Origin of the sequence: Acinetobacter sp. ASP199 (assembly GCF_022700675.1) — a bacterium.
Taxonomy (GTDB): Bacteria; Pseudomonadota; Gammaproteobacteria; order Pseudomonadales; family Moraxellaceae; genus Acinetobacter.
Map to the genome: position 1 here is coordinate 2,615,513 of NZ_CP062182.1, position 20,413 is coordinate 2,635,925.

The 20,413-nt window shown below is 44.5% G+C and carries 17 protein-coding genes, 4 tRNA genes and 1 pseudogene; 8 read left to right on the plus strand and 14 right to left on the minus strand.

The window, feature by feature from the left end; all coding sequences use genetic code 11:
• Positions 1-23: 23 nt before the first annotated feature.
• The gene (locus IHE35_RS12480) at positions 24-521 is read right to left on the minus strand and encodes a YcxB family protein (RefSeq protein ID WP_242787891.1); all 498 of its coding nucleotides are present in this window, start codon (positions 519-521) and stop codon (positions 24-26) included.
• Between the two features lie 171 nt (positions 522-692).
• Here IHE35_RS12480 and IHE35_RS12485 point away from each other — a divergent pair, with 171 nt between their 5' ends.
• Positions 693-1,994, plus strand: a complete 1,302-nt coding sequence (locus IHE35_RS12485) for an SRPBCC family protein (protein WP_242787893.1) — start codon at positions 693-695, stop codon at positions 1,992-1,994.
• Positions 1,995-2,094: 100 nt separating this feature from the next.
• On the opposite strand, the gene IHE35_RS12490 is transcribed toward IHE35_RS12485, so the two are convergent.
• The 5 genes and pseudogenes from IHE35_RS12490 to IHE35_RS12510 form a co-directional block, all read right to left on the minus strand.
• Positions 2,095-2,171, minus strand: a tRNA-Arg gene (locus IHE35_RS12490).
• Positions 2,172-2,456: 285 nt separating this feature from the next.
• A pseudogene (locus IHE35_RS12495) lies at positions 2,457-3,061 on the minus strand (dihydrofolate reductase family protein).
• A gap of 115 nt (positions 3,062-3,176) precedes the next feature.
• Positions 3,177-3,253: transfer RNA gene (locus IHE35_RS12500), tRNA-Arg, on the minus strand.
• A gap of 49 nt (positions 3,254-3,302) precedes the next feature.
• Positions 3,303-3,379 (minus strand) — tRNA-Arg (locus IHE35_RS12505).
• A 16-nt stretch (positions 3,380-3,395) separates the two neighbouring features.
• Positions 3,396-3,485: transfer RNA gene (locus tag IHE35_RS12510), tRNA-Ser, on the minus strand.
• 263 nt (positions 3,486-3,748) lie between these two features.
• Here IHE35_RS12510 and rnr point away from each other — a divergent pair.
• From rnr to IHE35_RS12540, 6 genes are all read left to right on the plus strand, one after another.
• Positions 3,749-6,196, plus strand: coding sequence for a ribonuclease R (rnr, locus tag IHE35_RS12515; protein ID WP_242787894.1), 2,448 nt, complete (start codon positions 3,749-3,751; stop codon positions 6,194-6,196).
• A gap of 117 nt (positions 6,197-6,313) precedes the next feature.
• On the plus strand, positions 6,314-6,859 hold the full coding sequence (locus tag IHE35_RS12520; RefSeq protein ID WP_242787895.1) for a hypothetical protein: 546 nt from the start codon (positions 6,314-6,316) through the stop codon (positions 6,857-6,859).
• A 74-nt stretch (positions 6,860-6,933) separates the two neighbouring features.
• Positions 6,934-8,973 carry a M3 family metallopeptidase gene (locus IHE35_RS12525; RefSeq protein WP_242787896.1) on the plus strand — a complete coding sequence of 680 codons (2,040 nt, stop codon included), beginning with the start codon at positions 6,934-6,936 and terminating at the stop codon, positions 8,971-8,973.
• Between the two features lie 40 nt (positions 8,974-9,013).
• Positions 9,014-9,214: a YheV family putative zinc ribbon protein gene (locus IHE35_RS12530; RefSeq protein WP_242790011.1), complete on the plus strand. Its 201-nt coding sequence runs from the start codon at positions 9,014-9,016 to the stop codon at positions 9,212-9,214.
• 28 nt (positions 9,215-9,242) lie between these two features.
• A complete protein-coding gene (locus IHE35_RS12535) occupies positions 9,243-9,671 on the plus strand; it encodes a hypothetical protein (RefSeq protein ID WP_242787897.1) in 429 nt (142 codons plus the stop codon).
• A gap of 55 nt (positions 9,672-9,726) precedes the next feature.
• Positions 9,727-10,614 carry a DMT family transporter gene (locus IHE35_RS12540; RefSeq protein ID WP_242787898.1) on the plus strand — a complete coding sequence of 296 codons (888 nt, stop codon included), beginning with the start codon at positions 9,727-9,729 and terminating at the stop codon, positions 10,612-10,614.
• A gap of 48 nt (positions 10,615-10,662) precedes the next feature.
• Here IHE35_RS12540 and IHE35_RS12545 read toward each other — a convergent pair whose 3' ends face one another.
• The 5 genes from IHE35_RS12545 to IHE35_RS12565 all read right to left on the minus strand — a co-directional run bounded on the left by IHE35_RS12545 (position 10,663) and on the right by IHE35_RS12565 (position 15,883).
• Positions 10,663-12,858, minus strand: a complete 2,196-nt coding sequence (locus tag IHE35_RS12545; RefSeq protein ID WP_242787899.1) for a TRAP transporter large permease subunit — start codon at positions 12,856-12,858, stop codon at positions 10,663-10,665.
• A gap of 176 nt (positions 12,859-13,034) precedes the next feature.
• Positions 13,035-13,607, minus strand: coding sequence for a rhombosortase (gene rrtA, locus IHE35_RS12550; RefSeq protein ID WP_242790012.1), 573 nt, complete (start codon positions 13,605-13,607; stop codon positions 13,035-13,037).
• A 65-nt stretch (positions 13,608-13,672) separates the two neighbouring features.
• Positions 13,673-14,713, minus strand: coding sequence for a hypothetical protein (locus IHE35_RS12555; protein ID WP_242787900.1), 1,041 nt, complete (start codon positions 14,711-14,713; stop codon positions 13,673-13,675).
• A gap of 533 nt (positions 14,714-15,246) precedes the next feature.
• A complete protein-coding gene (locus tag IHE35_RS12560) occupies positions 15,247-15,633 on the minus strand; it encodes a hypothetical protein (protein ID WP_242787901.1) in 387 nt (128 codons plus the stop codon).
• Positions 15,626-15,883: a succinate dehydrogenase assembly factor 2 gene (locus IHE35_RS12565; protein WP_242790013.1), complete on the minus strand. Its 258-nt coding sequence runs from the start codon at positions 15,881-15,883 to the stop codon at positions 15,626-15,628. The genes IHE35_RS12560 and IHE35_RS12565 overlap by 8 nt, the downstream gene beginning before the upstream one ends.
• Before the next feature lie 175 nt (positions 15,884-16,058).
• Here IHE35_RS12565 and IHE35_RS12570 point away from each other — a divergent pair, with 175 nt between their 5' ends.
• Positions 16,059-17,231 (plus strand): acyl-CoA dehydrogenase family protein, encoded by a 1,173-nt coding sequence (locus IHE35_RS12570; RefSeq protein WP_242787902.1) that lies wholly within the window; start codon positions 16,059-16,061, stop codon positions 17,229-17,231.
• 59 nt (positions 17,232-17,290) lie between these two features.
• Here IHE35_RS12570 and IHE35_RS12575 read toward each other — a convergent pair whose 3' ends face one another.
• From IHE35_RS12575 to rpoA, 3 genes are all read right to left on the minus strand, one after another.
• The gene (locus tag IHE35_RS12575) at positions 17,291-18,796 is read right to left on the minus strand and encodes an NAD(P)/FAD-dependent oxidoreductase (protein ID WP_242787903.1); all 1,506 of its coding nucleotides are present in this window, start codon (positions 18,794-18,796) and stop codon (positions 17,291-17,293) included.
• A 217-nt stretch (positions 18,797-19,013) separates the two neighbouring features.
• Positions 19,014-19,379: a 50S ribosomal protein L17 gene (gene rplQ, locus IHE35_RS12580; protein WP_004786886.1), complete on the minus strand. Its 366-nt coding sequence runs from the start codon at positions 19,377-19,379 to the stop codon at positions 19,014-19,016.
• Positions 19,380-19,397: 18 nt separating this feature from the next.
• Entirely contained in the window at positions 19,398-20,405 is a 1,008-nt protein-coding gene (gene rpoA / locus IHE35_RS12585) for a DNA-directed RNA polymerase subunit alpha (RefSeq protein WP_004809777.1), read from the minus strand.
• Positions 20,406-20,413: the final 8 nt, after the last annotated feature.

Genomic DNA, 20,413 nt, shown 5'->3' on the forward strand with positions numbered 1-20,413 from the left:
ATTTTCCCTTTTAAATGTTGAAATTATTTCTTGAAAGTACGTTCAAAAATGCTTTGTTCCGTGGCATCGGCAAAGGCACGTTTAGGTACGATCACCACGGTACGATTTTTAAGTTCCAGCATATAGGTCAGCTTGCCTTTGGCAAAGTTTTGCACTTCACTATAATGCACGACCTTGTTGCGGCCATTATGAAAGATTTCCGCATGATCCTGATACAGGTCAATGCCCTGCTCGCTCTTGCCAAACTGGTATTTCACAAACTGGCGCTTGAACATCATCGGCAGAAACCAGTAACGCATGATGCCCTGTAAAAGCAGGAAGAATGCACCCAGTGCCACGTAATAACGTCCCACCCCATCAAAGCCCATAGAAAAGCCCCAGATAATGATCCCGACACTCACCAAAGGAGTCAGAAACCGGCTGATCTGCTTTTTGCCAAAAGTGGCCAAAGCAAATCCATCCTGAGATTCTTCTAAAGTCAGAAAATAGCGGGTCGATAAAGTCGGTGCTGACTCAGTCATAGCATCACATCAAAATATAAAAATCCTTGGCTCATACTATATCAAATTCACTGCTATCCCCATTAGCAAAATGTATTCGGAAATGAATTACATATCTTTGCTTCCGCTGGTTATAAAAATCGTTTTTAATTCCCGGGTATCAGAATAATAAAATGCACAACAGGACGTTGTATGAAATCATTGAAATCGTGTCTGCTTCTTTGCCTCTGCACGACTTATATTCCTTTCAGCTGGGCGAAAATTATTCCCTGGACGCCTGCACTTCCGAGCAGTATCGATGTCTTTTCCGGTGGTCCTCAGCAGCTGGCAGATTTGACCGGTGACCGACTATTCATCTATGCACATCCTCGACAATCCTTACAGTTGCCGACCTTTAAGCAGGCAGCTGCTCAAAGCGTGCAATTTTATAGCAGTGCGGTGATATTACCGATCCCTGAGGCTCAGGTTAAAAAACATCTTTCCAACTATCAGGGCTATGCCGGCCTGTTTCCAGCACTCAAGTCTGCCAAGATTCTGGAATCCCACGGACACATCCAGCAGGTGCGTTATCAGGTACATATTCCTACGCCAATTCCAGTACTGAATTTCAAGGAAAATGTGCTAATGCAGCATCATGTATCAGAAAATAGTATTGAGACTTTGATTGTGGATGCCCCGATTCCTTATGGTGCTGGACGACTGGAATGGTTTGCACTAGGACCCAATAAAACCTTGGTCACCGTGACTCAATGGGGTGACTTAAATCAGCCGAAAGGCTTTCTGTTCAGCAAAATTTTAAATGCTTTACCTGAAGCTAAACTGGGTATTCCTGCGGGTACCAATGCTTTCCTGCTTGAAGCGTTACAGCAACGTTTTAACCCCCAGTCAAGCATTCCATTATCTGCAAACCAGATTCCGCAAATTCATTTTAATAGCAGACAAATTCAGAAAATCACTCAACTCAGTCAGCAGTCTGCCCAGCCTGTCAGCTTTATTCTGCCTGCACGTCAGCTCAAATATGATCAAACCCCAGAAAACATACGTTTTAGCAGCAGTTTTCATTATTATCCACAACCCGTTCAGAAACTGCAGCCTTGGCTTGCAGCTGATGCCAGTCAGCAACTGTTTCCACGACAAATTCGCAAAGTGGAACTTCATCCAGTGAATAGTCAGCAGATGGATGCTAACTATAAGGTATCAGTTGGACTGGGGGTGATTCAGATTCCATTCGATTTCAAGTTACGCTATCAACAGTCTTCGCCTTTGCAGAGCAAGTTTGATGCGATTGGCGGAGATCTGAAATTTGTCAAAGCAGGCATGAAACTGCTGCCACAAGCGCATGGCACTTTATTTCAAATGACCAGCAGCATGAAAATTCATGATCAGGCGCCATTTTTATTACGTGCCATGCGTAGTATGCCTTATCACGATACTTTGCCAGCAGTGGGAGCAAATACAGTCTACGCACTTAAAGTGCAGCAAAAGCTGAAATGAAGTCAAAAGCAGTTATTGTTTTTTTATATCTATGAACCAAAATCAGCAGACGTAAAAAAACCGCATCAATGTGCGGTTTTTTCAGAATTCTTATCAAGATTGGTGCGCTCAGAGAGATTCGAACTCCCGACCCCTTAGTTCGTAGCCAAGTGCTCTATCCAGCTGAGCTATGAGCGCGACGTCTTGATGGGGTGCATTATATATGTTTTTCTAAACTTGTTAAGTCTTTTTTAATAAAAATCCAAACAAACGTACAGTAAATAAACGATATCATTAAATTCAGGTTTTATAGGTGAATTTTCATGCAGATTTAGAGCTAAAACCAATAAATCATGAAATTTGCAAATATGGAATTTTTAAAGGATGACCACAAAATGTAATCAAGCAACCCCCAAACACTCAAGTTATACAGCAACCATGGATATCAAGCTCCTTCTCTCTCAATCATTCTTGCATCAATAATCAGTCGCCTACTGTCCCGGTTATCACGCCCCCCACCTGCTTATAATGAGTAAACACCACACCGTTTGAGGAAACCTGATGATCTGTTAATTCAAAAGCTATAGGCTTGGAATCCCCCGCAAACAAACGCTTACCTGTACCAAGAACAACAGGAAAAGTCATTAAACTGAGTTCATCTACCAGACCATATTTAAAAAGAGCCTGTACCAGACTGGCACTGCCATGTACCCTGATATCTCCACCTTCTGAAACTTTCAGTTGCTTCACTTCATCAATACTTTTTAGAAAGATCGTATTTTGCCAGTCCGAGTGATCCAGACTGGTGGATAGTACATATTTATTGACCTCATTAATTCCTGGCCACTGCTCTGCATGTTGAGGCCAGTAAGACTCAAAAATCTGAAAGGTCGTTCTTCCCAGGAGAATGTCAGTGGACTGCATCCATTTTTCCATGATGGTATCAAAGGCTGGATCTGGCTCAGCAGTAAAATACGGTGCCACCCAGCCCCATATTAAAAACCACCGAATGTATCTTCTTCGGGTCCGCCGGGTGCCTGCATCACGCCATCTAGGGTCAGAAATTCCTGAACAATGATTTTTCTCATTTCATGCCTTCTTTTTATTCTGTTGCCTGAAACTTATTTTTAGCATGTGATTTATATAGGTTATGTAAATTTTAGGCACAAAAAAACCGCAACATGTGCGGTTCATTGTTCAAGTTGGTGCGCTCAGAGAGATTCGAACTCCCGACCCCTTAGTTCGTAGCCAAGTGCTCTATCCAGCTGAGCTATGAGCGCGTAACTTGTGTGCCTAGGTTGGCAATACGTTTTTTCTGCTTAACTTACTTGGTGCGCTCAGAGAGATTCGAACTCCCGACCCCTTAGTTCGTAGCCAAGTGCTCTATCCAGCTGAGCTATGAGCGCGCGACGTAAGTAAGCGTGGCGGTGAGAGAGGGATTCGAACCCTCGATACAGTTACCCGTATGCGTCCTTAGCAGGGACGTGGTTTCAGCCACTCACCCATCTCACCGTAACGTGCCGCCATAATACAAATTTCGGCATAGCACTGCAAGCAAAGCTTTAAAAAAAAGTGCAGTTTTTTGCTCGATTAAATACTTTTTAAACAATTTATCTGTTTTTATACACTTATTGCGCGAAAAAGCTCCGCTTTATATCCAATAGTCGAAAATCAGCCAAAAAACGGAAACTTAAAACAGATTATTGCAATCATTTACGTGCAGTCTGAGCGCACATGTCTTATGCTAATCCCATCTCCTAGGAAAATTTAAAGACATGATGAAAAACTGGGTCGATCCTGAAGCAAAAGCTGAAGCCGAACGTTATGACAACCCTATCCCAAGTCGCACGCTGATTTTAGAAACCATAGAAAAAAATAATGCCCAGTCGCATGCTGACCTGGTTGAACATTTTGAAATTGCAGATCAAAAAAGTATTGATGCTCTGAGCCACCGCCTGATTGCCATGGTGCGTGATGGCCAGTTAATAAAAGATAGTTATAAATTCCAGATTGCCACTGAGCAACCGGAATATGAAGCTACGGTGTATATCAATTCTAAAGGCATGGGTACAGCCAATATTTCCGGACAGGATGACCTGTTATTGCCAGAGCGCGAATTGCGCCAGGTTTTTAATGGTGACCGCGTTAAAGTCCGCCAAACTTCAGTCGACCGCAAAGGCAAGACCTGGGGTTTTATTACTGAAGTGGTGCAGCATCGTGTAAAACAGATTATTGGTAAAGTCTGCCAGCATGAAGGTGAATATTTCGTACAACCTGCCAGCCCGAATGCGCATCAGCCAATCACCCTAGAAAAAGAACTGATTGAACATGCTCAGGTCAAAGTTGGTGATTCTATTCGTGTCGCGATTGATACTTATCCAACTAAAGAAGAATTTGCGACTGCGCATATTATCCAGTCAATGGCAGATAAAGCGGATACTGAAATCATCATTCCACAAACCATTCTGGAATATGGTCTGCCTTACGAATTCCCTGCTGAAGTCATAAAAGAAGCAGAAAGCTTTAAGGAACCAAATGCCAAGGATCGTGAAGGCCGTATCGACCTGCGTGACCTGGCTTTAGTCACCATTGATGGTGAAGATGCTCGCGACTTCGATGATGCGGTGTATGCAGAGAAACGCCCTGGCGGTGGTTACCGTGTTGTCGTGGCAATTGCAGATGTCAGCCATTATGTCCGTGTTGGCAAACCACTAGATGACGAAGCTCAGGAACGTGGTACATCGGTTTACTTCCCGCATTATGTCCTGCCGATGCTGCCAGAAGCACTCTCCAATGGCTTATGTTCTTTAAATCCGCATGTTGACCGTCTATGTATGGTCTGTGACTTAAAACTGTCACGTGCAGGCCGTGTGACCGGTTTTGAATTCTACCCTTCTGTAATGCATTCCAAAGCGCGTCTGACTTATAACCAGGTTGCACAGTATTTTGAGGGTGACAGTAACGCGATTACTGAAGATCGTGATGTACGTAAATCACTGAATACTCTATTCCAGCTGTATCAGGTGCTGAAAGAATTGCGTGCGGATCGTCATGCCATGGAGTTCGAAACTGTCGAAACCTATATGACATTCGATGAGCTGGGCGGCATTAAAGAAATTCTGCCACGCACCCGTAATGATGCACATAAGCTGATTGAAGAGTGCATGTTGCTCGCTAACGTGGCGGCGGCGGAATATGCGCTGAAAAATGAAATTCCAATGCTGTACCGTGTACATCAGCCACCAGAATTTTCCCGTATTCAGAAAGTGCGTGACTTCGTCAAGCTACTCGGTCTGAAATTCCCGGAACAGCCAACCCAGAAAGATTATCAGGAAGTCATTGAAGCCACTAAAGACCGTATTGATGCACCAAGTATTCATGCAGTCCTGTTACGCTCAATGATGCAGGCCTACTACGGCGCGAAGAATGATGGTCACTTCGGTCTGGCATATGATGCTTATACACATTTCACCTCACCGATTCGCCGCTACCCTGATCTGTTGTTACATCGGGCGATTAAAGCACAGTTGGTGCAAAAACCGTATCCGATTTCGGGTGCATCACTGGATGATGCCGGTGAACATTTCTCTGCAACTGAACGTCGTGCCGATGAGGCTTCACGCTCTGTAACGACCTGGTTGAAATGTCACTATATGCAGCAGCATCTGGGTGAAGAATTTGTTGGCATTATCAGTGCGACTGCAGAATTTGGTCTGTTTGTTACCCTGAAAGACCTTTATGTAGATGGCATGGTGCATGTCAGCCAGCTTGGTGATGATTTCTTTATCTTTGATCAAAGCAGTCAAAGCCTGGTTGGTCAGAACCGTGGACAAATTTTCGGTCTGGGGGATGAAGTCAAGATCAAGGTTGCCGGTGTGAATCTGGAAGAGCGTAAGATTGACTTTGAACTGGTACAACAATTGACCCATGCTGGCCGCCAAATCCGCGCCCGTGCACCACGTGTCGCAGAGAAAAAGCCTTTATTCCGTCCGGAAGCCACTGAACAAGTCTTTGGCAAAAATGAACGTGAGTCCAAAGCAAAGGACAATGCAGATGGGGAACAACCCATACGACGCAAAAAAGACAAAGGAAAACCCAGTTCCTACAGCAAAAAGCCTGCTAAAAAAACTGCAGGAAAGTCTGAAGCAAAGGATAAAGGTAAAGTAAAGAAAAAGGCCAAAGTGAAAAAGAAAAAAGCCAATGCAAAGCCAAAGGGTGAATAATTTTCACAGTTAAAAAGAGCGCCACGGCGCTCTTTTTCATTTAAGATATGGCTATAAAAACAATCTACTGCAACTATGACAGTCAAAAATATCTCTAAATACTATTATCATGAATACGTGCTCATCGCTTTTCTACTGCTGATGATTACCGCATGTATTGCCATTTTTATTTTAGATTTCACGCCCACAGCTATCGTTAAAATTGGCGCAATCATTCTGGCAACATTGTTGTATTTTCTGATGCTCATTTACTTTTATATTCTATATCGGCATGGAGAATGGATCATCCCTCGAACATGGAAAAATGCGCAAAAAAGGCCGATATTCTATTTTTTCTTTATGTTTCCGCTATTCGCTATCTGTATTCTTTATATGAATTTGGTTTGCTATCCACCGCTACTGTATACCCTTATGTTTGGTCAACCGGTTGTGGTCAGCATCGATACCGTAGCGATCAAAAAACATGGGAAAAAAGGTAGCGTCTCCTATTTTATTGATACACCCTATGCCACTACCCGTATGTTTCGACTGAGTGCGGATGAATACCAACGCTACCAAGGTCAAGTGCTAAAAATGAAGTTGGCGGTGGTTCAAAGTCATTTTGGAAGCCATATCAAAAAGATTGAATCCATTCAAAGCATCGAAACGATACAGAATAAATAGCGTCAAAGGCTTGATTTATGTATCTAGAAGCCTTACTTCTAGACTTAACACAGCAAATAAATCGGTAAAAAGACATGACTTTAGACAAGGTGACTTTGCCTGTTCCACAATTTGATCAGATTACACTGGCAGAACTTAAACAAAAGATTGAAAGCTGTATTGCTGAAGGTCAAAAATTCCTGAATGAACTTACCGAAACACCTGATTCAGCTCAGGAACAGCTCGCTATTTTGGAGCATGTTGACACACTCGAAAATAATATGAGTGAGGCTTGGGGTATTCTCTCGCACCTCAATGCCGTGAAAAACAATGCAGAAACACGTGAAGTTTATCAAGCCTTATTACCGGGTTTAAGCGAATATTATACTCAGCTCGGTCAACATACGGCGCTGTATCAGACTTATCAGCATGTACATGATGCACCGGTGTTTACTGACCTGCCTGCAGCACAGCAAAGCGCTATTAAATTAGCACTACGCGACTTCAAACTTTCTGGCGTGGCGCTAGAAGGTGAAGCGAAAAAACGTTATGCAGAAATTTCCGCACGTTTATCTCAACTGTCTTCAGATTTTTCCAATCATGTGCTGGATGCTACTCAGGCCTACTTTAGACCATTAAATGACGATGAACTGGCGGGCTTATCTACAAGTAATATTGAACTGCTTAAGCAATATGGCAAACAGCATGGACTGGATCAGCCCGTAGCCACCTTGGATTTCCCATCCTATTTAGCCATTATGATCTATTCAGAAAACCGTAGTCTGCGTGAGGAAATCTATAAGGCCTATACTACACGTGCTTCAGATCAGTCTGATAAGTCTGAATTTGACAATACAGCTGTAATGGAAGAAATCCTGAGTCTGCGTCAGGAAATGGCAGCACTCCTCGGCTTTAACAACTATGCTGAATATTCACTGGCCAGCAAAATGGCACCAAGTGTCGATGCTGTAGATGAGTTCTTGCGTGATCTTGCTGAACATGCGCGTGCGCCTGCCGAAAAAGAGATTGCCGAGCTGAAAGCAATTGCAGCAGAAGATGGTATTACAGAGCTGCAGCCTTGGGACAGCAGTTATTATTCTGAAAAGCTGAAAATGCAGCAGTTTAATCTGTCACAGGAAGCACTGAAACCTTATTTCCCGACCCCAAAAGTGATTCAAGGTCTGTTCAGCATTGTGAACCGTCTGTATGGCATCCAGGTCATCGAACGTGAAGCTCCGCTTTGGCATCCGGATGCACATTATTTTGAACTGGAAGATCAGGGTGAAGTTGTCGGTGGCTTCTACTTTGACCTGTATGCCCGTCAAGGTAAACGTGGCGGTGCCTGGATGAGTGGTTTCCGCTCTCGTATGCGTACCCATGACGGCGTACAAAAGCCAATCTGTTATATGGTCGGTAACTTTACTCCGCCGGTTGGCGACAAACCTGCCCTACTGAGCCATGATGAAGTTACTACACTGTTTCATGAATTTGGTCATGGTCTGCACCATATGTTGACTGAAGTAGACAATATCTCTGTTGCCGGTACCCATGGTGTGGCTTGGGATGCGGTCGAGTTACCAAGTCAGTTCATGGAATTCTGGGCATGGGATCAGGACAGCCTGAATCTGCTCAGCGAACATATAGAAACCAAAGAGGTCTTGCCCTCAGATCTGCTAAAAGCCCTGCTAGATGCCCGTTTCTTCCAGTCAGGCATGCAAACCTTGCGTCAACTCGAGTTTGCCCTGTTCGATCTGACCATTCACCGTGCCAATCCAGCGCTCAATGCTGAACAGGTTCAGGCGACGTTGAATGAGATCCGAGCTAAATATGCTGTGTTGCCAACCACACCGTATAACCGTTTCCAGCATAGCTTTAGCCATATCTTTGCAGGTGGCTATGCTGCCGGATATTATTCTTATAAATGGGCAGAAGTACTGGCCAGTGATGCCTTTGACCGTTTTGAAACAGAAGGTATTTTCAACACTGACACGGGTCATGCTTTCCGCAAAAACATTCTGGCAGTCGGTGGAAAAGACACTGCGCTAGATGCATTTGTCAACTTCCGTGGTCGTGAGCCAAAAATTGATGCCCTACTACGTCATCAAGGTTGGACGAATACGGTAAAAAATGCTTAAACTAGCCCTTTAAGTTAATCAACAGGTGAGTATGATGACCATCAAACGTCGTTTCATTGCAGGTGCTAAATGTCCAAAATGTCAGGCGATGGATCGGATTGTCATGCTGACCTCCGGCGAGAATGAATGGATTGAGTGTATTGACTGTGGCTATGAGGAAAACCGCCCTACGCATGTCGATCAACCTGAAATTCCTGCTGTACCTGATGAAGTGGGTGTGATTCAATTTAAACCACGTTAAATATAGAAAAATAAATAAGGTTGAAAATATGAGTGTAGAGCAAAGGGATAGTTCTAAACTTTTAATGGGGATTATTGGGGCTTTAGTTACTGTCGTCATTCTGGTATTTGCTTATCAGTGGTTCAGTGCATCTTCATCTCAGGAAATGACTGAACAGGAAACTGCAACTGTCACTCCTGCTCAAGAGCCTATCAAGACTGATGTAACTGCCAAAACAGAAGCTGAAACAGAAGCAGCAAGTGCCAATACATTGGTACAGGAAGATCTACTGAAAGCTCCAGTGCCTGAGAACCCTGCACTAGCCAAAGAGGAAATCTCCCGTCTGGAAGATATCCAGTCACAGCTAGATGAGCAAAAAGCGACGTTAGACGCTCAGCACAAGGATGCCGATGAGCTAATCAAGCTGAAGGAAGAACAGATCAAGCTGCTTGAAGCCCAACTTGCAGAAAAATCATAATTTCTGATCAAATAGTTCGCTAGAATATTCCACAATCTTCTAGCGATGCTTTCCTATGCCCAGCGCAGCCCCTTCTGATCTGATTAAAGCCATCCTTCTGCTCACCTGTTCGGCTTTGCTGTTCTCCATGATGGGTGTCTGTATTCGCTATGCTTCACATACCGTTGATAATGCTACTGTGGTGTTTTTCCGTAATGCGGTGGGTATGTTGTTATTCCTGCCTTTGCTGCTCAGCAAAGGTGCCAGTTTCTTTAAAACTGAAAAGTTATGGATGCATGTCTGGCGTTCTGTAGTCGGTTTGATGGCGATGTATGGTTTTTTCTATGCTATTGCCCATCTCAAGCTGTCGAATGCCATGGTATTTACCTATTCCTCGCCAATTTTTATTCCCTTCATTGCCTGGCTATTTTTAAAAGAAAAGATCACCAAAGCAATGCTGCTTGCAGCGGGGATCGGATTTATTGGTGTTTTATGCGTGACCAAACCAGACTCAGGGCTGTTTAATCTCATGTCAGTGATTGGACTCAGTGCCAGTTTCCTGGCTGCGATGGCCTTTGTGACTGTACGTGCGCTGACAGATACTGAACCACCGGAACGGATCGTGTTCTATTTTTGCTTTATCGGCACACTGGTTTCCGTGATTCCAATGTTCTGGCACTGGCGCCCTTATCATCTGACTGAACTGGCTTATCTGATTGCTGCAGGAGTCTTGGCCAATATCAGCCAGATCTTCATGTCCAATGCCTATAAGCTGGCACCTGCCGGACAGATTGGACCGGTAAACTATGTGGCAATTATCTTTGCTGGAATTTGGGGCTATATCTTCTGGAAAGAGATCCCGGATGTCATGAGCCTGCTGGGACTAGCACTGATTTTCTCAGCCATTTTGCTGTGTAGTCCCCTCTTACAAAACCGCTTTAAACGAAACCATACCGCCTCTTAAAGGCAGCAATAAAAAAAGCACCCGTAGGTGCTTTTTTTATATCCAGTTTTAGTGATACCAGCCGAACAGCTTGAAGAGGTATGGTACATAGGCAATGATCAGCATTGCTGGCAGTAACACAATGACTGGTAGAATCCAGCGCTCATAGCGGTAGTAGAAGGACAGATGTCGTACTTCCGCATCTGCTTCTGCCACTTCGGCATCACCAATCGATTGTCGGGCCAGCAGATGATTCAGTGCGACTGGTGGTGTCACATAACCCAGTTCAAAGCCAATCAGGGTGATCATCCAGAAATGTACCGGATGAATGCCATATTGGTACGCTACGGGCGCTACCGTTGCAGAAATCAGAATCACGGCACCAAATGGATCCATGATCATTCCCACAAAGATCATCAAGCCAACAATCATGCTAATGACCAGAATAGTGCTGTTAATATCTGTCGGGAAAGCTTCCATGATTTCAAGACGTTCCAGCAAACCACCGACGCTGACAGACAAAGCCATCAAAATGACCAGTGCACCGATATGCCCTACCGTTTCACTGGTCGAGATATGCATAGATTTCCAGAAACCAAACTGACGTAAGGATGAGCCAGGTGCCGATTCAGGCTGTGCTGCTGTACCACCAATTCCGTTCAGATTCACATTCAGGCTTTCATCCCAATGTCCCACTGGTGGTATTGGTGCAGGCTGATGGCGTAGCTTGTCATACAGTACAATCATTAACAGGATGACTGGCATCATCACTGGTGCAGTGAACTCGTTCAGATTGGTCGACAATGCATATTTGTAGAACATCCAGATCAGTACAAAAATCACAATGTATGGAATCACAGCCAGGAAGGCACGACCTGATTGTGGGGCTGCTAGGCCTGCTGGGGCAATACGGAACTTGCTTTCAGCAAAGAACAGTGAAATCACCAGGAATAGGGTCGAGCTTAACAAGAAGACATACACACCGTAGTTATACAACAAGTCTGTGGTGACTTCTTTATTTAATGAAGCTACCACCACAATCAACAGACATGGACGTAACACGACTCCCAGAGAACCTGACATGGCAGTGGCTGCCAAGGCAAACTGACGACGACCACCGGCATTCCAGACTTCCTTATAGATAATCGCACCGGCAGCAATGACGAAGATCCCCGATGCGCCGGTATAGGCGGTCGGCAATGCAGCTGCCAACAGAATTAACCATGTCAGGGTTTCTGGTGCCAGATTCCACGGACGCAGAATATTCAGGAACATATCCACGACACGCGTCTGCTTCAGCAACATACCTGCCCAGATAAACAGTGCCAGATTCAGGAAGATACTGGAGAACTCTACCAGCTGGCCGAGATAAATCCCTTGCCCCATTGGATAATCCATGAAGAAGGTAAAGTTGATCCCGGTACTGATTGCCATGTAGGCATACAGTGGCACACTCAGGAAGGCCAGACCAAAACTACCACCTTCACGGGTAGGCTTCGGCAGCTTAATCACCTGGAATAAACTGACTAGGGTCAAGGTGCTAAACAGAATCATCCACAGCCAGTAGATATATTTCATCTCCCCCATGGCCACGCCAGAGTTCAGTACTGACTGATACTGGCTATAGGAGGAGAATGCCAGGAAAGCATTAGCGACCAGCATAGCCAAGGTATAGACCCGGAAATCAATTTTGGTGGCTGGGCTGCGCAGGCCGATATGATGGGTTTTCAAGGTCGCACTGATGGCAGCGAATACCACCATAATCACCAGCAGTAACGCACGGTTTTCAACACCAAACTTGAACAGGCCAAAGAAGCTGGTTTCAAAGCTACGGTAAGCACGAATACTCGGATGAGCATTGATATGATTTATGGCTTGAGTATAGAAAGCATGGGATTCTTCACAGACCTGTTGTGCCTGCATGACTGCTGCGCGTACATCTGCTTCGGAGCGCACCCCGAAGAAATCCGCATATTCATCAGCAGCATCAGCTTTCATTTGCTGTTGTACGCGGCTATCGACATCAACATTACGTTCACAGGTTGGTGCTTTTGGTTCAGTACGTAAGAATGAATACTGCATCCCTGTGGCTGGATCACCATAAAGCCGTTCACCCATACGCAGCAATTGCCCATGGATCATTTCACCAGTACCAATGACAAGGGTCAGCAACAGTAAGACCAGCACGACAAATGTCGAGATCCATTCTGTCCAGATATAACGCAACAGACCTAATCCTGATCTGTTTTCAGCATCATTTTGCATGTGTATTCCTATTGTTATTCTCTGGGAATGTCCACCACACCTGGCTTCCCTTTCCCTTTGTCTTGTAAGTCCGATTTACAGGCCGATCTGATTATTATGCTTCTGACTCTGCACCAGACTGTGCAAAATGAAAATGACAATTTGCATTTTCTTTTTTGTTATTTATGCCAACTGCATCATTGATCCAGCCAGTAATTACCAATGATATAAAGATTAGCCACTACAATCCCCCAGATCACCCCCAGCAAATGTGCTTCAACCAGTACCGGGCTGCCAATCAATTGTGCTGTGCCCTCACTGCCCATGGTATTTTCCCAGACCAGCTTGGCAAAAATCAGGAACAGCACTAGAGCTGCAAAACTGCGTTCTTTTTTATACAACAGATGCACACAGGCTACGGCGGCATAAGCCCCATGCAAGACACCCGACAGTCCAGCATAAGCTTCAATATCGGGCAGGAAATAATAGAAGCTGAGACTGATCAGCGGAGGCAGGACCAGTAGAATACTGACGAAGTTCCACACCGAAGCACGTGGAAAGATAAAGGGCAAGCAGATAAAGGCCAGCATATTCAGGAAATAGTGTGTCCAGCCGACATGCACCCAATGCGCTGTCCATAGCCGCCAGGGTTCACTCATCAGACTGGCTTGCCAAAAGATAAAACTATCTTTAAAAATCTGCAGCCATGCGCAGAAAGCAACAAAAACTGCCAGAAAGACAATCTTGTTACGAAGATAGTGATCGTGCATCTGCATCGCTGAGTCCCTTAGCGTATGTCAATTCAGGTCCGCCTTAACGTACGGACCTGACTGGATCAGGAATCCGAATTAAACAGGTCGTCAAGGTCAGACGCCGTATCTGTTTCGTCCCAGAAACGTTGCATGCCGTCATCTGCACTACGTACGCCAGTATGTTCAGTCCAGTAACGGTCTGCAATACCACCCACCATAATCGAAGCCATACTATCGATCAGCTTGAATTGCGGATTTACCGGTTTTTCATCAGAACGTGCCTGTGCAAAGGTTTTCAATGCATCACGCATCTTGGCATCATCACCCGAAGCCTGAGCAGCTACGGCGTAAAGCGCATGCGATAGACGCACACCTTTCTGTTCACCAATCTGAGTCGACTGTTTCAAGGTCTGATATGGATCTGGCTTGCCATCACTTGCACCTGGTAACAAGGTCCAGATTACGGCACGCGTGGCATTTGGTGCACCCCAGAATTTTTCATTGTTCAGGCAGGTCATCCCGCGTTCCACCACAGCCGCAATATCCTTGGGCACATGCACCGCACCACCCGAGTTAATATCATTCGTCATCGCCTGCAGACCACTGAGCATGCCCAGCAGATATACCGTCTGTTCGATATCGCTCTTCATGCTCGGGCAGCTGTCGCCAAGTGCTACACTATATTTTTTCTCATAGCGTTTCTGGAACATCTGGTAGCCGGTGTATTGACGCTGTGCAGCCAATGCCGCCCAGCGTTTCTGCTCTACGCGAGCATCCTGTGCCTCACTGACCTGATTGGCTTTGGACGCACGCATATAACGTAGTTCAGCCTCTAGCGCTTTCTGCTCCGCACAAATACCGGCTGCAGAGTACATCAACACTGCAACACGGGTCGGATCCGCGCCCATCTCCTTGGTTGACATGATGGCTGGCGTTAAAGCATTGCCTGAATTACACACCATTTCTGCATCATCCATGGCCAGAATCGGTGGCACAATATGTTTTTCAGTGAAACCCAGCGCCACATTGGCACCCGTTTTAATCACCTGTGAGCAACCTGTTAAAGCCGTTGTTGTTATTACTATGGCCGCCATACCCTGGCATATTTGTTGGACTTTTGACATTTTCCTGTCCTCTATAATTGTGATTATGTCCATGCTGCTAAACATAGCAGATGAACTATATGAATTAAAGAGTATTTACTCTAAATTAGATGAGTCACTTTGCCATTGATTACCGGTTCTGCAATTGACTTGATCGAAAGAAATACTGAATTTTGGGGCAAAAAAAAGTAGCATTGCGACGGTTCAGCACATGCTACTTATTAACTGGGAAAGCTTTAACTTATAGTTTTAGCTTAATGGGGTTGAGTTGAAATTCGTTCCTTCACTAGAGTACCGAGTCTTCCAATGACCAGTGCCAGAATTAGCGCGACTACTGGAAATATCCACGTTGGAAATTCCATATTAATCTCCTCTGTTGACTTCGGTGATTTAAATGTACCTGTTTAAAATAAAAGCAATCGAGAAAATTGTCAGACAATTCAAATATTTTCGAAAGAATTAAGTGAATTGTCCGACAAAAGATCAGCATATAAAGATAAGAATTTGAAAAATATATAATTATGATTTTGATGAAAATACCGATTGTCTGGCTATCAGATCATTTTCGTGAGGACTTTCAGTGACTTCCATTGTTGTGCTGGTAACTGGTCACACCAGATCAGCAGTGGCGCTACTTTGGCATGTTGAAAATACACCACCAGATAAGCTTGGTGATCAATCACATGACTGATCTGGGCACGCTGTATACGCTGATCATGATGGGTAATGGTCCATTCCCGACCATCCAGATATTCAAACTGGGCGATCTGCGGACGCTTGCGATAAAACAGATGATAGATGATCAGTCCTGCAACCAGACAGATTCCCCATAACCATAAGGGCAATAACTGGTACATGACAAACATCAATACAGTAAAAATGAAAAACTGAAACGCGAGTGCAAGCAGGCTGCGTTTCAGCTGATAACAACGATTATCCATGAACGTAATGTTTAAGCTTATTAATAAACTCACGTAATTCAGGGCGTGGCGGTTCAGAGACTTCCATAAACCAGTCCAGCAGGTCCGGGTCTTCCTGCGCCACCAACTCAGCAAACATTTCTTTTTCAAATGGGTCTGCTGTCAAATAGTAGTTTTTGACATAGGGATCAAAATACACATCTATCTCTTTGAGACCACGACGTGCGCGGTAAATCACTTTACGCTCTTCCAGGCTGATGTCTTCAGTCATCATATTTCCCCAACGTGTTAAAAACATGAGTAGTTTACCTAAGCGCCAAGTAATTTTCGAGGGAATTGGCGGAAAGCATCAGCATTATCTGTATTTTGTACATTTCGCACATTGTCCACAATATCCCCTGCCCTTATGTTCATGAGGACAATAATCAGAACAAGGAATCCTGATCATGCAATCTGCTGCGATTCGACCACTGCCGCACTTATTACCGCGTACATTGTTTAATGCTGAGCATGAGGCTTTCCGCGAGACGGTGCGTAAGTTCTATGAAAAGGAAGTGATTCCGCATACCGAACGCTTCGAACAGCAACAGCATGTGGATCGTAATCTCTGGAATAAGGCTGGAGCCTTGGGACTACTCTGTCCAACCGCGCCAGAACAATATGGCGGGTCAGGCGTGGATCGGCTTTACAGCATGATCCTGATTGAAGAACAAGCTTATGCCGGTGATTCAGCGACCGGTTTTTCCCTGCATTCCGATATCGTGGCGAATTACATTTTGAATTTCGGCAATGAAGTCCAGAAACAGCAATGGCTACCCAAAATGACCAGTGGTGAAGTGATTACTGCGATTGCGATGACCGAACCCGGCACAGGTTCAGACCTTCAGGCGGTACGTACCAGTGCCGTATTAGAGGGCAATGACTATGTCATTAATGGCTCGAAAATATTCATCACCAATGGCTATCTCTGCGATATGGAAATTGTCGTCTGTAAAACAGGTGATAGTGATAAAGGCTCAGCCAATCTGTCATTGATCATGGTGGAAGCTGACCGTGCTGGTTTTAGCAAAGGCAAACCGCTGAATAAAATCGGCATGAAAGGCCAGGATACCTGTGAACTGTTCTTTGATAACGTGCGTGTACCTAAAGAAAACTTGTTGGGTATGCCGGGTATGGGCTTTATGATGCTGATGAAAGAACTGGCCTGGGAACGTCTGATTGTAGCCATGATCTGCCAGGCTGGTGCAGAAGCCGCTTTTGCGCATACGGTAAAATACACCAAGGAGCGTCAAGCCTTTGGCAAACCTATTGCTGCCTTTCAAAATACCCGTTTTAAGCTGGCTGAACTACGTACTGAAATCGAAATCTGCCGGGCTTATCTGGATCGTTGTATGCAACAACAGTTACAGCAAGAGCTAGACGTGAATGCGGCGGCGGCTGCAAAATATAAAATTTCAGAAATGTTCAGTAAAGTAGTCGATGAATGTCTGCAACTGCATGGTGGTTATGGCTATATGCTGGAATATCCAATTGCTCGCGCCTACATCGATCATCGCGCCAACCGGATATATGCAGGGACCAATGAAATTATGAAAGAACTGATCTCACGATCAATTTAATTCAAATATATAAGCAAATAAAAAGGAGCATCAAATGCTCCTTTTTATTTTTTCAGATTTTAAGACACCAGACGTGGTTTAACTTTTTTTCCTTGCTGCTTTCCCTGCTCAGCCTTTGCTTTAAATTGTAGAATATCATCATCGAAAGTGGCATTTTTAAAGTCTTTACGATCGGCTAAATAATTATTGCTGACACGCCAAGGGCCATGCTTGCCTTGTTTTGGCATGACGTGTGCGGCACGGGCAATATAGCCCGAAGTCAGGCTACCCATGACAGTATCTTTCAGTAACTCCGCAGTATTACCTTCCGGCAGTACCTCATCAAAACCGTTCATATCCATATAATTCAGCAGACGGCAGATATATTCGGCTGCAATGTCTACTTTCAACGTCCAGGATGCATTGATATAGCCAATAATCAGCGCCATATTCGGAATATCACTGATCATCACACCGCGATACAGCATATGTTTAGAGGTATCAATTGGCTTGCCATCGATAGAAGCCTGTATCCCACCCAAAATCTGAATATTTAGACCAGTAGCAGATACGATAATATCGGCATCAAGATGCTTACCTGATTTAAGCTGAATACCGGTTTCAGTAAATCTCTCGATCTGGTCAGTTTCAACCGAGGCACGTCCTTCACGTAAAATTTTGAATAAATCCCCATCCGGCACCACGCACAGGCGCTGGTCCCAAGGCTCATAGTCTGGGGTAAAGTGTTTCATATCCACCGTGCCCTTGAGCTGGAACTTTACTGCATTTAAAAGCAGCTTTTTAAGCAATTTTGGCCGTTTTTGTGCCAGCGCATAAATCCCGCGTTGCATACCGATGTTACGTGCACGGGTAAGCTTATAAGCCACATCTTCAGATAGATACTTACGCATCTTGTCATAAACAAAGTCAATCGATGGGACTGATGCAATATAGGTCGGTGAACGCTGCAACATGGTTACATGCCCTGCTCCGCCTTTGACCATTGCTGGGACCAGCGTAATTGCAGTTGCACCACTTCCAATAATCACGACTTTTTTACCGCTATAATCGAAGTTTTCAGGCCAATGTTGCGGATGAATAAAACTACCTTTAAATGCGTCCTGACTTGGAAATTCCGGTTGAAAACCTTGGTCATAATTATAATAACCAGTACAACCCAGAACAAAATTCGCTACCCAGGTTTCAGTTTTACCTTGGGCATTTTCGATTTTTACTGACCATTTATGCGTATGTGTATCATAATTGGCATTTAAAACGCGGTGCTGATAGTGAATTTTGGATTCGAGTTTGAATTCTTCTACGACTTCAGACAGATAATTTTTAATTGATGCGCCATCAGCCAATACACTGGCTTTTTTCCAAGGTTTAAAATTAAAGCCAAAAGTCGACATATCCGAATCAGAACGGATGCCCGGATATTTAAATAAATCCCAAGTACCGCCTACGCTTTCGCGACGTTCAATAATTTCAAAAGAACGCTGCGGACAATTTTTAGAGAGATGTGCTGCCAGACCAATTCCCGAGATGCCTGCCCCCACAATTAAGATATCAACCTGTTTTTCCATGTTCTTCTTTTGACCCAAATTTGTCATTTATTTTATTAAAGCACAAAACTGACAATACTCCATGTCAAGTTTATATATTTGCCTTACTTTTTTTATCTTTTGGGGACAATTTTATAGCCTAACCGATCATTAGTATATCTGGGCAAATCACAGGCATTAAAAAAGGCCGGTTTATTCAACCGACCTTTCCGAACAACGTTTGCTGCTCTTCACGAAATTAGTTAACTTCGCGATCTACTAGCTCAACGTAAGCCATCGGTGCAGCATCACCTGCACGGAAGCCCGCTTTAAGAACACGTAGATAACCGCCGTTACGCTCTTTGTAACGAGGGCCAAGAACGGTAAATAATTTACCAACAGTTGCAGCTGAACGAGTACGAGCAAACGCCAAACGACGGTTTGCTACTGTATCGACTTTAGCTAAAGTGATTAAAGGCTCAGCAACACGACGTAATTCTTTTGCTTTAGGCACAGTTGTTTTGATCAACTCGTGCTCAAACAAAGAGTTAGCCATGTTTTGGAACATCGCTTTACGATGACTGCTTGTACGGCCTAATTTCACACCACTATTACGATGACGCATGGTGATAGTCCTACTTAATTAACGGCTACGATAGGCGAAACGATCGTCCATACGGAGACTAGCTGGTGGCCAGTTCTCTAAACGCATGCCGAGTTGTAAGCCTTTAGAAGCCAGAACATCTTTGATCTCAGTAAGCGATTTTTTACCCAAGTTAGGAGTTTTAAGTAACTCAACTTCAGTACGCTGTACAAGATCACCAATGTAGTAAATGTTTTCTGCTTTCAAACAGTTAGCAGAACGAACAGTTAGCTCTAGATCATCTACTGGACGAAGCAAAATCGGATCAACTTCTTCACGAGGTTCTTGAGCAACTGGAGCTTGATCTTTCTGAAGGTCAACAAAGATTGCAATTTGTTGTTGCAAGATTGTTGCCGCTTTGCGGATTGCTTCTTCAGGATCAACTGTACCGTTGGTTTCAAGATCAATGATCAGTTTATCAAGGTCAGTACGTTGTTCTACACGAGCATTTTCAACTGTGTAAGACACACGTTTGATCGGGCTGTAAGATGCATCTAACTGTAAACGACCCACTGGGCGAGTCTCGCCTTCTGGGAAACGTGAGTCAGAAGTCTCGTAGCCACGGCCTTGAGCCACTTTCAGGCGCATCTTAAGATTGCCTGAAGCACTTAACGTGCCGATCAAGTGTTCAGGGTTAACCACTTCAACATTATGAGGTAAACGAAGGTCAGCCGCAGTTACGTCGCCTGGACCTTGTTTCTCTAATGTTAAATAAGCTTCATTTTGATCGAACAGCTTAATAGACAATCCTTTTAGGTTCAGCAAGAGCTCGACGATGTCCTGCTGCAAGCCTTCCAAAGTACTGTACTCGTGCTCAACACCCTCAATTTCTACTTCTACCACAGCAGCGCCAGGTAAAGAAGAAAGAAGGATGCGACGTAAAGCATTGCCCAGAGTATGACCAAAGCCACGCTCTAAGGGTTCTAGAATAACTTTTGCCGAGGTCCCGCTTGCCGCTTCGACCTTGATCGCTTGCGGAGTTAGAAACTCATTTGCAGTACGCGTCATATTGCTAC